The organism is Paenibacillus sp. SEL1, from assembly GCF_054602535.1.
The window spans coordinates 657,039-670,820 of the sequence record NZ_CM137723.1 but is presented as its reverse complement, the minus strand read 5'-3'; the positions used below and the strand labels follow the sequence as shown (position 1 = coordinate 670,820).

Genomic DNA, 13,782 nt, shown 5'->3' with positions numbered 1-13,782 from the left:
TTAAGTTAGGGATTCAGCCTATGACATCAACCGCTGTATTTCATCTTTCAGAATTTCGGACCGAGTCCCGAAAATAACCTGCAGGGTACCATTACCAAGCCTGATGATTCCCGACGCTCCGAGCTGCTTGAGAGCTTGATCGTTAACCGCTTTGTCGTCTTTGACGACAAGACGCAGCCGCGTGATGCAGGCATCAATGCTTTGGATATTGTCCGTACCGCCGAGATAGGTTAGTATTCTGCCTGCCTGACTGGATTGAGTGTCGGATGTGGTGCTTGCCTTTCCATCGGATATAGTTTCGTTAACCTCAGACAGGAGACTGTCTTCTACATCATCTTCACGCCCAGGAGTTTTTAGGTTGAATTTGAGAATGATAAATCGGAACAGAAAGTAATAGATGAGGGCGAACACAAGCCCGACCGGAATCATTCGCAATGGGTGGGTGGAGAGTTTCATATTGACCAAATAGTCAATGAGTCCTGCTGAAAAAGAAAAGCCAAGTTTGACATCCAGTAGGTATACGACCAGGCCACTCAGGCCTGTCAGCAGAGCATGAACGCCGTAAAGCAATGGTGCAATGAACATAAACGAAAATTCGAGGGGCTCGGTAATTCCGGTCAGGAACGATGCCAGCGCAGAACCGATGAAGATGGAAGCGACGGCTTTACGTTTTTCCGGTTTGGCGGTATGGATGAATGCGAGGGCTGCTGCTGGCAGCGCGAACATCATAATGGGGAAGAAGCCGGACATGAATATACCTGCCGATGTATCGCCTGCAAAAAAACGCGTCAGGTCACCATGAACGACCTCACCGGCAGCATTGGTGTAGTCACCAATTTGAAACCATGCGATCGAGTTCAACACATGATGCAAACCGAGCGGGATCAGCAGCCGATTGGCAATCATGAATACCATTGATCCGATTCCGCCAAAGCCGACAATCCAGTTGCCGAAGACTGCAATCCCATCTTGTACCGGACTCCAGATCATACCGAGCAGAATGGCCAGAATCATGGTCGTAAAGGCGGTGATCATGGGGACAAAGCGTTTGCCTGAGAAGAAGCCAAGCCAATCTGGAAGTTGAATATTGTGATATTTTTTAAACAGAAAAGCAGACCATCCACCGATAAAAATACCCCCCAATACGCCCATGTCCAGCTTGACGTCGTCTGGAATATATGCAAATATACCCGGCACTGCCGCCAAAATACGGGTCAGCACCATATAGGCAATGACTGCCGATAATGCGGCTACTGCGTCGCCTGCCAGACCAATGGCAACACCAATGGAGAAAATGAGCGCAAGGTTACCGAAGATGGCCCCCGCCCCCTCGTTCAGAAAAGGAGTGATATAATGATTCAGAAATCCGCCAACTCCGGGACCAAGTGGTATATCCGTTTCATAATTAATCAGAGCTAATCCTTGCAAGATCCCTGCAGCGGGTAGAGTGGCTACTGGAAGCATTAACGACTTGCCGATTTTTTGCAGAAATTTCAGCATAACATTCTTCCCTTCTTCATCGAGTTTGGGAGTGTCGTATTCATCCTGAAATCCTCACATTAAACCATTTTTTCACATCATAAATCGGAGAATCTAACATGGTCAACGATTATTTTAAGCTATGAAAAAACGTAAATCCGCAGTTGACATCGCTTACATGCTTATATAGTATCAAATTTAAGTTAATAATCGTGACGGAGACAAGAGAGCCACGCAGACATCCCATGGTACAGCACAGGGTTGGTTTGTGATGGCTTTTCTTTTTTTGTGCGATGAAAGCGATCAAAATCGGATGATCTATTGAGGAGGTAGGTTGTATGTCGCCATACGCAGCCGAATTCATAGGGACAATGATTCTTATTGCCCTAGGTGGCGGAGTGTGCGCAGGGGTGTCCCTGAAAAAGTCATTTGCCCACGCTTCCGGCTGGATTGTGGTCGGAATGGGTTGGGGGCTCGCGGTAGCTATTGCGGTGTATGCAGTGGGTCAAATCAGCGGAGCGCATTTGAATCCGGCAGTTACACTGGCGTTGGCATTTCAGGGTAGTTTTCCATGGCAAGATGTTCCCGGCTATATTGTGGCTCAGCTTCTCGGGGCCATGGCGGGTGCAGTGATCGTTATTTTGCATTATTGGCCCCACTGGAAAGAGACGGAGGACACAGCAGCCAAACTCAGTGTATTTGCGACAGGACCAGCTATTGATCATCCGTTTGGCAACGTGCTTAGTGAAATGATAGGTACTTTCATCTTTGTTCTTGCTTTACTGTCGTTTGGCGCCAATTCATTTACAGACGGCCTGAAACCGTTGATTGTTGGTTTTTTAGTTGTCAGTATCGGTTTATCCCTTGGAGGCACAACGGGCTATGCCATCAATCCAGCGAGGGATTTTGGGCCGCGTCTGATGCATTATTTACTACCGATTCCCGGTAAGGGGGCGTCCAACTGGAAATATGCATGGGTGCCCGTTATAGGACCGCTATTGGGGGGATCTTTCGCAGGGCCATTTTATCAGGCCGTTTTTAAGGGGAGTGTGACTCCGGCTTTCTGGATTTTGCTAGGGGTCATCGTGGTTGTACTCTTGATTACCTTCCGTATGAGTCGAACTTATAAAAATCATAAAATGGATCACAAACTTACAGCGTAAAAACGATGGATTTACACGGGGAGAGATGAACAATGGGAAAATATATTTTGTCACTAGATCAGGGAACGACAAGCTCAAGAGCGATTTTGTTCAATAGCGAAGGAGATGTAGTGTACTCGGCTCAGCGAGAATTTCCGCAGTATTTTCCTCATCCCGGCTGGGTAGAGCAGAATGCGAATGAAATCTGGAGCTCTATTCTTGGGGTCATTGCCTCCTGTCTTTCCGAATCCGGTGTAAAAGCAAATCAAGTGGCTGCCATCGGCATTACCAATCAGCGAGAATCGGTGGCTGTATGGGACAAAAATACAGGAGTGCCCGTGTATAACGTACTCGTATGGCAATCACGCCAAACCTCGGACATCTGTGAAGAATTGAAGCGACAAGGGCACGAGGAGCTTTTTCACAGCAAAACAGGCCTGTTGATCGACCCGTATTTTTCAGGCACTAAAGTAAAGTGGATACTGGACCATGTGGAGGGCGCGCGGGAAAAGGCGGAACGAGGTGACCTGTTATTCGGTACGATTGACTCGTGGCTGATCTGGAAACTATCCGGCGGAACGGCACATGTAACGGACTACTCCAATGCAGCCAGGACGCTGATGTACAACATTTATGAACTAAAGTGGGACGAAGAGCTGCTGGACATTCTGGGTGTTCCGAAAATCATGCTACCTGAGGTAAGACCTTCTTCCGAGGTATATGCGCACACTGTGGATTATCATTTCTTTGGTCAGAATGTACCGATCGCCGGTGCAGCAGGTGACCAGCAGGCAGCCTTGTTTGGTCAGGCATGTTACGAAAAAGGGATGATCAAAAACACTTACGGCACAGGCTGCTTCATGCTGATGAATACGGGGGATCAACCAGTGGAATCCAAGCACGGCCTGATTACGACCATCGCTTGGGGACTGGAGGAAGGCAAAGTGCAATACGCACTCGAGGGGAGTGTGTTTGTAGCGGGGTCGGCCATCCAGTGGCTGCGAGACGGGCTACGTATGTTCCGTGAAGCGAAGGATAGTGAACCCTATGCCGCCCGTGTTTCGTCTACGGAAGGAGTGTATCTTGTACCCGCTTTTGTCGGACTGGGCAGCCCCTACTGGGATAGCGAGGTGCGCGGAGCGATGTTCGGTTTGACACGCGGGACCACGAAGGAGCATTTTATCCGCGCCACATTGGAGTCACTCGCTTATCAGACCAAGGATGTGCTTACAGCCATGGAGATTGATTCAGGTATTGCAGTGAAATTGCTGCGGGTGGATGGAGGAGCTGTATTGAACAATTTTCTGATGCAATTCCAGAGCGATATTTTGGATGCAACAGTGGAGCGGCCAGTTATCCATGAGACGACGGCACTGGGAGCTGCATGTCTGGCAGGTTTGGCTATTGGATATTGGAAGAGTACGGATGAACTTCGCAAGCGGGTGAGAGTGGAAACCTCTTTTGCCCCGAATATGGATGAAGCAACACGTGAAAGCTTGTATAAAGGCTGGAAAAAGGCTGTGAATGCGACGATGGCCTACAAGTAATAGATAAGCGATGGGTCTATGAATATTAAACTGCAAAAAGATGACTTCTGAATTTATCAGGAGTCATCTTTTTTAAGGCATATGCTAACTCTTGACCTTCGTATGGTTCCAATGTTGCCGGGCTCCGCAGGAGCTACGAATGACTAGTTCCGGCTCTACTTTAATACATTTCGTATCCATTTGTTTATTCATCAGGTCAAACAGCACCATAGCGGCTAGACGGCCTATTTTTTGCTTGTCTTGTTTTACAGTCGTCAGTGGAGGTTCGGTATAACGACAGGCTTCTATATCATCACATCCCACTACAGCAATATCCTCGGGTACCCTCAAGCCGCTTTCCTTGAAAGCACGTATGGCACCAAAAGCAAGCAGGTCGGTCGCCGCAAAAATAGCTTTTGGTAAATTTCCTTGCTGTATCCACGCCTTCGCGACCTGGTATCCATCTTCTGCCGCGTAGTCCTTACCATACACGACCCATTCAGGTCTAACGTCAAGACTAAACCGTTTTAGTGAGGCGGTAAAGGCTTCCTCTCTCTCTTTAATAACCAAAGAGGGGCGTTCAATGCCTATAAAACCCATTTCGCGGTATCCATTCATGTAAAAATGCTCAACAACCTTCATTGAAATCTTCTGATTGTCGGACATGATATAGCAGGAACTAGCTCCGGTTAGCTCAATATCGACACCGATGCAGGGGATAGGGCTGGCATCGAGATCAAAGACACTCTTCTCCACCTCATCTCCAGCAATAATAATGCACCCGTCCACTGAAAAATATTTCGAGCGAGCCAAATAGTCCTCTCCATTATCCAGAAATTTCTCATTTGAGAAAAATAGCAGATCGTAACCGAGCAAGCCAATCTGTTTTTTGAAGACATTAATGATATCTACAAAAAAAGGATGACTAAAATCAACATTCAGCTTGCCGGCAAATATAACGCCTACCAGATTAGATTTTTTGGTAGCAAGCGTTTTGGCCGAGGAGGAGGGTCTATAGCCTGTTTCCTCCATGATTTTAAGTACCCGCTGTCGGGTTTCCTCACTGATGTCTGTGTAATTGTTAATGATTTTCGAAACCGTTGCCACTGAAACGCCTGCCATGCTAGCTATTGTTTTTATATTCATGGAATCCTCCGTCACTAAACTGATTTAGTTAAATTGAATTTTCTTTTCAAACTTAATGATTACTCGTATTCTATGCTACCTCATAGAAGTGAGTCAACAGTGTGAATAAAGGATGTTGCCTAATATTTCAAGGAGTAATAATGGTGATTTATGTTTTATTTGATAATTTACAATTCTCTATTTACAAATACAGGCTATTCGATACATAATAGTAGCTGTAATTAACTAAACCGCTTTCGTAAAAGTGAATGCATTTATTCTAAGAGTACAGGGGGAATTTTGCAATGCTGAAAAAGTGTGTTTCCTGATATCCATGTATCTCCCGAATCCACTGATTCCGCAATTTGCTCTCATTAATAGCCTGGGACTTTACAATACCCAGCTTGGTTTTATTTTGCTGAAAACAACAGGTACCGGCATCGCTTTTCTGATATTTGTGGGGTATATCAAGTCTGTCTCCCGAGAGCTGGATGAAGCGGCTGCCATGGACGGGTGCGGATATTCACGATATTTGTTTACAATTCTTGTCCCGCTGATGAAGCCGGTGTTGGCGACAGGCATTATTTTGACAGCGATTGGGGCGTGGAATGACATTATAGGTCCTACTATTTATTTGTCTGATCCTGCTTATCAGCCAGTGACCAAGGGATTGTTCTCCTTCTACGGACAATACATGAACAACTGGCCGCTGCTCGCTTGCGGCATTCTGATTGTTACACTACCGCTCGTTATTTTGTATATTTTCCTCCAGCACTTTATTGTCGGCGGTGCAATGGCCGGAGCTGTGAAGTCTTGATTCCTGAAAGGATGATACCGAGTATGAGTGAGAATACCTATACATTCCCCACCACGTTTATGTGGGGAACTTCGACCTCTTCTTATCAAATTGAAGGTGGCGTGGATGAGGAAGGAAGAACGCCTTCTATTTGGGATACTTTCTGTCGAGTACCCGGGAAGGTGATAGGAGGGGACTGCGGAGATGTGGCTTGTGACCATTTTCACCGCTTTAAGGAAGACGTGCAATTAATGAAGCAACTTGGTTTTTTACATTACCGTTTTTCCGTGGCCTGGCCGCGCATTATTCCCGCACCCGGCGTGGTTAACGAACAGGGGTTGCTCTTCTATGAGCGTCTGCTGGATGAGATTGAGTCGGCCGGGCTAATTCCAATGCTGACGCTGTATCATTGGGATCTACCGCAGTGGATTGAGGACGAAGGCGGTTGGACGCAGCGAGAGATTATCCAACATTTTAAAACGTATGCTTCTGTAATCATGGATCGATTTGGACAACGTATAAGCTGGTGGAATACGATAAATGAGCCCTACTGCGCCTCTATTTTGGGCTATGGCACAGGAGAGCATGCCCCCGGCCATGAGAACTGGAGGGAAGCCTTTACTGCCGCTCATCATATTCTGATGTGTCACGGGATAGCTATGAACTTATACAAGGAAAAGGGCCTGACGGGCAACATCGGTATTACGCTGAACATGGAGCATGTCGATGCAGCCTCTGAACACCCCGAAGATGTAGCCGCTGCTGTCCGGCGGGATGGTTTTATTAATCGTTGGTTTGCCGAACCATTGTTTAACGGGAAATACCCTGAGGATATGGTGGAATGGTACGGGGCGCACTTGAACGGATTGGATTTTGTACAGCCTGGTGATATGGAGCTGATTCAGCAGCCAGGGGATTTTTTGGGCATCAACTACTACGCCCGCAGTATCATTCGAGCGACTACAGACGCTTCGTTGCTTCAGGTCGAGCAGGTTTCCATAGAGGAACCGGTAACGGATATGGGATGGGAGATTCACCCTGAATCCTTTTATAAGCTGCTAACGCGGATTGAGAAGGATTTTTCCAAGGGGTTACCCATCCTGATTACGGAAAACGGAGCAGCGATGAAGGACGAACTGGTGAATGGAAAGATTGAGGACATTGGACGTCAGTATTACATTGAGGAACATTTAAAGGCATGCCATCGCTTTATTGTGGAGGGAGGTCAGCTTAAGGGCTATTTTGTCTGGTCATTCCTCGATAACTTTGAATGGGCCTGGGGATACAGCAAACGTTTTGGTATTATACACATCAATTACGACACGCAGGAACGGACACCCAAACAAAGTGCGCTGTGGTTCAAGCAAGTGATGGCGAATAACGGGTTTTAAATAGAAAAGGCGTCGAAGACTTGGTTTCACAGCAGTCTGTGACGACGAATAAAGTGCCTTGTGGGTTTAGCGGCTACACAGCACGACTGGCGGCAGGTACTGCCGTCAATCACTGTACGATCATCGGGCATGTGAATGATATTCACTCTATCAATGAACGGATTACGGAAATCGCAACCATGCCTTATATCGAGCGGAAGGCGGAGGAAGCCAAAGCGTTGATCGAAGAGTTGACGGATGAAATGGCAACGCGGACATCCATTCCGTTATTTGACGAATACTGCCGTCAGAACTATCTGGATAACCTGTTACGTGGTGGTTATCCATTGCTGCTGGACAACGGCACGGAGCAACCATTTGTATATCATGTATTTTCACGCAAGCATGGGGAGCTGGAACCGTTGCTGGGACAGGTGGAGGTGGCAGATCATTCGTCTTTGCGTGCTTTTTTTCAATCGTCGTTCACCCCGGGTGAGCTGATTCAACATATCATTCATGACAACATCGCGCTAAAGCAAACGGTTGAGACGTTTGTAACCGAAGCTCTCAAGCATTCCGAACAATACTATGAGGCTGATTTTGGTGAAGGTTTCTGGATCGACCATTGGACATATAACATGGATCTAATCGAAAGTTATCTAAGTATCTATCCAGACAAACAAGAGGAACTCTTGCTAACGACCCGAGAGTACATGTATTACGACAGTCCGGCATGGGTACAGCCACGTCGAAACAAATACGTGCAGATGAAGGACGGACGTATCCGTCAGTACGGGGCGGTCGTAGAGAGCAAGGAGAAAGAAGCTCAGCTGCACGCCCGGGATCGCGATGTTCATTGGGTTCGAACCGAACATGGAAGCGGAGAGATTTATAAGTCAAATTTATATGAAAAGCTGCTGTCATTAGCAACCATCAAGCTGTCCACGCTGGACCCAGAGGGCTTGGGAATTGAGATGGAGCCGGGCAAGCCGGGATGGAATGATTCCATGAACGGACTTCCGGGGCTGTTTGCTTCTGGATTCAGTGAACTGTGTGAATTACAGCGACTTGTAAGATTTTTAATACATGCACAGGTGAAGCTTTCGGGTAATTCTGTGCTACGGCTGCCGCGAGAAGTTGCTAAGTTGATCCAACAGCTGAGGCTCGCAATGGAGGAATACTACCACGATTCTGATGAGGCTGATTGCAGGGATGAAAGCAAGGATTACAGCTTCTGGTCACGGATTTCGGATGCTAGAGAAGTGTACCGCGAATCGATTCGTTTTGGATTTGAAGGAACAGAAATACCACTAGCGTTTGAAGATGTACTGGTGTTTTTGCGCCAAGCTGAACGTAAACTCCAACAGGGGATGGATAAGGCTCTGCTTATCGGTGAGGGGATATACCCAACCTTCTTTTATTATGAAGCCAGAGAATTCGAGGTGCAGGAGGATGACTGCGGGGGCAAGCTCGTAAACATACATTCCTTCGAACGTAAGGATACACCATATTTTCTAGAGGGACCGACTAGGGCTATGAAAGTGGTTGGCGACATTGTAAATGGGCAGGAGCTATATCGGCAAATCAGGCAGAGCGGGCTTTACGACAGGAAGCTGGGTATGTATAAGGTGAATGAAAGTCTGGCGGGGCAGCCGTTTGGCTATGATCATAGGGGACTATCCTTGAGGCTGAAGCCCAAGCTGCCAGGCTGGCTGTTCACAGCTACAGGTGAGCTATCTTTCTGTTTTCTCGGAAGCTGCCAGGTGACTTATTTTAATACGGATCGTAAGGATACTTATGCACCGCAATGCAGAGTGACCCAATATGTACTGCATTACGTCAGTGGCGAAAAGAAGACGATATGCCAGGCTGTATTAGATCAAAAAGAAGCGCAAGATGTGAGAGATCGGTTGATTTCCCGTATCGAGGTATATTTGGGGACATAGCTCCATTAATTAAAGCCGTCATGCTGCCATAACAGAGCATAACGGCTTTTTAAGATTTCATAAATCCTTGTGTCAGGGCAGGGGGACCTATGCTGAAATATCTTGTAAATCCAATATCACAGGGCAGTGGTCACTGCCTGTAATATGACAATCAATGCTCGCATCCATCAAAAGCGGACGAAGTCTCTCCGAGACGAGGAAGTAATCAATCCGCCAGCCGATATTCCTTTCTCTCACCTTTGGCATGTAGGACCACCAGGAATAAACATCCGTCCGGTCAGGATAAAAGGATCTGAAGGTATCTATAAATCCGGCGTCTAGCAGCTGTGACATGCGTTCCCGTTCCTCAGGCGTGAATCCGGCATTTCCGTAGTTAGCTTTGGCATTTTTGAGGTCGATCTCCTGATGAGCTACGTTCAAGTCTCCACAAACGATGACAGGCTTCAAAGCATCCAGTTGTTGCAGGTAGCTGCGAAAACGGTCTTCCCATTCCAGTCTGTAGGGCAGTCGGGATAAGTCCCGTTTGGTATTCGGTGTGTACACATTGACGAGATAAAATTTTTCGAATTCCAGAGTAATGGTTCGACCCTCTGGTTCTTCGTTTTCCTCAAGTCCATAATGCACAGAGAGCGGCTTGATTTTGGTGAAAATAGCCGTGCCGGAATATCCTTTTTTCTCAGCGTAATTCCAGTATTGTGTGTATTCCTCCATGTTCTCCATGAGGATTTGACCTTCTTGAAGCTTCGTTTCCTGTACGCAAAAAATATCGGCATTTGTTTCTTTTAGATAAGTATAAAATCCTTTGGTCACACAGGCTCTTAAGCCGTTTACATTCCAAGATATTAATTTCATTTGATTAATCTCCTTGCTAATTCACGCGGTCAAGCGATGTGATTTGTGTATCCTTTGTTGACATAAGCTTATAAATGTCTTCTATCTGGACTTCATAGGTTTTTCATCAAAATGGTCCTGAAATGGTGCAACATGATAGATGATAGCAATTTCTGCGCTTTTTTGAAAGAGTAGAGACTTGAAACCAGCGCCTAAAGTAGTGATGGGCAGACTAATTTTTCTGCATTATTTATAATGAAAAAAAGCTCCCTTGTGGAAGCTATTTTTGGTGTAATTTATCAAGAGAGATACTCTCCCTATGGTCGGCTGCGAAGTATAGGCTAACGATACCGATGACCCGACGTTCCCCCGTGGTTTATCTCATGAGAACAAAAAAAGCCTCCATTATGGAGGCTTCAGATTGTCGAGAAACCCCCTGTTTTTTTGCAGGGGGTTTAAAACTGTCTTAGTGGTCTAAAAACTAGGGTCCTCAGATCGTTTTAAATCGATTTTTGTTTTAAAAGATGCGTCTCCCCATATAAAAATAGAAGTGTCGAAAAGTCCTCTGGACTTTCTCGACACTCTGAAGCCTCCATTATGGAGGCTTCTTGTTATGACGTCCCAGGAGGGATTCGAACCCCCGACCGACGGCTTAGAAGGCCGTTGCTCTATCCAGCTGAGCTACTGGGACATAAAATTCAAGCGAATATTAATATATCATATGGATAAAAGAAATTCAAGTCTTATTTTGCATATATCGCTTATTTAGGCTTTATACAGCATAAATTCTGAGTAGACGTAGTTTTTTTTGCCTTATAAAAGGGTATGTTAGAATACAGGTGAATATGTGTAAGACGAGTGGTTGGACTTCGGCTACTGTTTCTCATATAATCTACAAATACTTGAGCTTGCGAAGGAGAGGGGGTGCCTTGAATAAAGGACTCCAAGGTGACGACAAAAGAAAATAATATTGTATTGTTTCCGAAGACACTGGACTATTATCAAATTCAACTTACTGTGATGCTTGAAAACGAACGTTACGGAGAGGCGATGGCGATGCTGCGTTTTTTAATGCAGTGTCAGGGACAGGAGCAGAAGCAATACGATGAATGGAACGCTCTATTACAATGGCTGGAAGCTGCATTTCCACAGTACGCTGACAGCGGGGCGGTAACGGACGCTGTGGAAGAAGAGGTCAGTGAAGTAGAGTTAGCTCGCCGTCATGCACGCTTTAAGCAGGAGCAGGATGCAGGCTACGGCAACAAGCTGTTGCGGATGGCTATGGATGAACCCTTATCCGAACAGACGATTTTAGCGTTGGAGCAGTTGTCCTATCTGGAACTGCCAGAAATCGACGATGCCTTGCTTCGCTGGATTACGGAACGGGAAATCCATCCTTTACTTCAATTCCGTGTTCTACAGACAATGCGACGACGCGGAATGGAAGGGACGATAGAAATCAGACGGGGTGATGAACAAGCGGAAATCGACATTGAAACGGTTCCGTTACAGCCAGGTGATTTTCCAGAATCGATTATGCGTATTTTGGAACGGGTGGCCGATCAAACTGAGGTGCACGAGCCTACACTATTCTATTTTGCACAGGAGTTGTGGTCACAGTTTGTGATGGCAGTATACGGTACAAAAGATTATAGATCAATGTTGGTGGAAGAGGACGGAATGCCGGATATTTGGGCTGCAGCACTCCATCAGACGGTTTCGGAAAGTTTGAACGGAAATAATAATGAGGAAGAAACCCGGGCTATATATGGCATTACAGATGCGCTGCGCTTCCGTTTTGAGCAGGCGTATCGGTCGATGCGACTATTCGTAGCGGCGGGAATGAACACTCCTTAATGACCGGAAACGTTTACCTGTGAAGCATTCAAAGGGCTGCTCTTGAAAAAGACAGTAATGTTAGATATACTATAGTGGTTATTTTGTGTGCGTTGATTGTAATGAAAACTAAGTGAAGATTTTGTTGGAGGGGAAAGCATAAAATGAAAGCAACTTGGGAGAAAATAGAGAAGAACCTTGGGGTTCTTGAAGTTGAGGTTGACGCGGATCGTGTAGCCGCTGCACTCGACAAAGCTTTTAATAAAGTGGCAAAACAAGTAAGTGTACCAGGATTCCGTAAAGGTAAAGTACCACGTCCTATCTTTGAAAAACGCTATGGTATTGAAAGTCTGTACCAGGATGCAATTGACATCCTGTTGCCAGAAGCTTACAGCCAAGCTGTAGAGCAAACAGACATCTTCCCGGTTGACAGCCCTGACGTTGAAATTGACCAATTTGCTAAAGGCGAATCTTTCAAATTCAAAGCAAAGGTTACTGTTAAACCTGAAGTGACTTTGGGCGATTACAAAGGCGTAGAAGTGCCTGTAAGCAAACTCGAAGTAAGCGACGAAGAACTGGCTCAAGAACTGGAGCGCCTGCAACAACGTCATGCTGAATTGGTTGTCGTTGATGAAGATGCTGCTCAATCCGGTGATACAGCTATTATTGACTTCGACGGTTCCGTGGATGGTGTACCATTCGAAGGCGGACAAGCTGAGAAGTATTCTTTGGAACTGGGCTCTAACACATTTATCCCTGGTTTTGAAGAGCAAGTGGTTGGTTTGCACACTGGCGATTCCAAGGACGTTGAAGTAACGTTCCCTGAGAACTACCATTCTGCTGACCTCGCTGGCAAACAAGCGGTATTCAAAGTGAAAGTTCACGAACTGAAACGCAAAGTTCTTCCTGAACTGGACGATGAATTTGCTAAAGATGTAAGCGAATTTGACACACTGGCTGAATTCAAGGAAGACTTGAAAAAGCAATTGTTGGATCGTAAGGAAAACGAAGCTAAAGCAGCCCGGGAGGGTGCTGTAGTGGAGAAAGTTGCTGAGAATGCAACAATCGACATTCCTGAAGCAATGGTGAAGAGCGAAGTGCAAAACATGGTTCGCGATTTCGACAACCGTTTGCGTAGCCAAGGTATGAACCTTGAAATGTTCCTCGGATTCTCTGGTCAAAGCAAGGAAGACCTGGAAGAGCAAATGAAAGCTGATGCTGAGAAGCGCGTACGTAACAACCTCGTGCTGGAGCAAGTGGCTAAAGCAGAAAACATCGAAGTTTCCGAAGCGGAAATTGATGAAGAACTGAAAAACATGGCTGAAGCTTACAAACGTTCAGTTGAGGAAATCCGCAGCATTCTGGAAGGTAACGGCTCGTTCGCTAACCTGAAAGAAGAAATTTCACTGCGCAAAACGATTGCTTTGTTGGTGGAAAACAGCAAAGAAGTAGAAGCGCCAGTTGAAGCTGCTGAATAATTCAGACGATAAAATATACGGAGTATGCTGTAACAAGCTGCAACGTAGCAATTAGATAGGGATAAGGCACGTAGTGAAAGTTACGTGCCTTATTTTTACCTTTGGTAACCCAAATTTTAGTCGTTTATGGAAAGTGCTGTGAGTCGTGTTTTTTGTTTTACATAAGTCACTACCGTATATTTGCACATACATACGAAACATGGTTAAATATGAGAAGGTCTCGGCAGAGTGTACTATAAACAGCCCGCACTGC

Annotated in this window: 9 protein-coding genes, 1 tRNA gene and 1 pseudogene; 7 read left to right on the top strand and 4 right to left on the bottom strand. The window is 46.0% G+C overall.

Going from position 1 to position 13,782, the window contains the following annotated elements; translation table 11 throughout:
• Positions 1 to 18 precede the first annotated feature (18 nt).
• Positions 19 to 1,500, bottom strand: a complete 1,482-nt coding sequence (locus ACYCSE_RS03030) for a PTS transporter subunit EIIC (protein ID WP_250260567.1) — start codon at positions 1,498 to 1,500, stop codon at positions 19 to 21.
• Between the two features lie 317 nt (positions 1,501 to 1,817).
• Between ACYCSE_RS03030 and ACYCSE_RS03025 the strand changes: the two genes are divergently transcribed.
• The gene (locus ACYCSE_RS03025; protein WP_250260568.1) at positions 1,818 to 2,642 is read left to right on the top strand and encodes an MIP/aquaporin family protein; all 825 of its coding nucleotides are present in this window, start codon (positions 1,818 to 1,820) and stop codon (positions 2,640 to 2,642) included.
• 32 nt (positions 2,643 to 2,674) lie between these two features.
• Complete coding sequence (glpK, locus tag ACYCSE_RS03020) at positions 2,675 to 4,168, top strand: glycerol kinase GlpK (protein WP_165179216.1); 1,494 nt, start codon at positions 2,675 to 2,677, stop codon at positions 4,166 to 4,168.
• A gap of 84 nt (positions 4,169 to 4,252) precedes the next feature.
• Here glpK and ACYCSE_RS03015 read toward each other — a convergent pair whose 3' ends face one another.
• Positions 4,253 to 5,293, bottom strand: a complete 1,041-nt coding sequence (locus ACYCSE_RS03015) for a LacI family DNA-binding transcriptional regulator (RefSeq protein ID WP_254350246.1) — start codon at positions 5,291 to 5,293, stop codon at positions 4,253 to 4,255.
• Between the two features lie 295 nt (positions 5,294 to 5,588).
• On the opposite strand from ACYCSE_RS03015, the pseudogene ACYCSE_RS03010 reads away from it, so the two are divergent.
• From ACYCSE_RS03010 to ACYCSE_RS03000, 3 genes and pseudogenes are all read left to right on the top strand, one after another.
• Positions 5,589 to 6,089 (top strand): annotated as a pseudogene (locus tag ACYCSE_RS03010) (carbohydrate ABC transporter permease); the annotation flags it as partial.
• Positions 6,090 to 6,112: 23 nt separating this feature from the next.
• The gene (locus tag ACYCSE_RS03005) at positions 6,113 to 7,459 is read left to right on the top strand and encodes a GH1 family beta-glucosidase (RefSeq protein WP_459701300.1); all 1,347 of its coding nucleotides are present in this window, start codon (positions 6,113 to 6,115) and stop codon (positions 7,457 to 7,459) included.
• A gap of 20 nt (positions 7,460 to 7,479) precedes the next feature.
• Positions 7,480 to 9,384, top strand: coding sequence for a hypothetical protein (locus tag ACYCSE_RS03000; protein ID WP_459701298.1), 1,905 nt, complete (start codon positions 7,480 to 7,482; stop codon positions 9,382 to 9,384).
• Positions 9,385 to 9,471: 87 nt separating this feature from the next.
• Here the strand turns inward: ACYCSE_RS03000 and ACYCSE_RS02995 are convergent, their stop codons facing one another.
• Positions 9,472 to 10,236 carry an exodeoxyribonuclease III gene (locus ACYCSE_RS02995; RefSeq protein WP_165179222.1) on the bottom strand — a complete coding sequence of 255 codons (765 nt, stop codon included), beginning with the start codon at positions 10,234 to 10,236 and terminating at the stop codon, positions 9,472 to 9,474.
• A 596-nt stretch (positions 10,237 to 10,832) separates the two neighbouring features.
• Positions 10,833 to 10,906: transfer RNA gene (locus tag ACYCSE_RS02990), tRNA-Arg, on the bottom strand.
• A gap of 257 nt (positions 10,907 to 11,163) precedes the next feature.
• Here ACYCSE_RS02990 and ACYCSE_RS02985 point away from each other — a divergent pair.
• Both ACYCSE_RS02985 and tig read left to right on the top strand, forming a co-directional pair.
• Positions 11,164 to 12,072 (top strand): hypothetical protein, encoded by a 909-nt coding sequence (locus tag ACYCSE_RS02985; RefSeq protein WP_013311626.1) that lies wholly within the window; start codon positions 11,164 to 11,166, stop codon positions 12,070 to 12,072.
• Between the two features lie 143 nt (positions 12,073 to 12,215).
• Entirely contained in the window at positions 12,216 to 13,529 is a 1,314-nt protein-coding gene (gene tig, locus ACYCSE_RS02980; protein WP_028541569.1) for a trigger factor, read from the top strand.
• Positions 13,530 to 13,782: the final 253 nt, after the last annotated feature.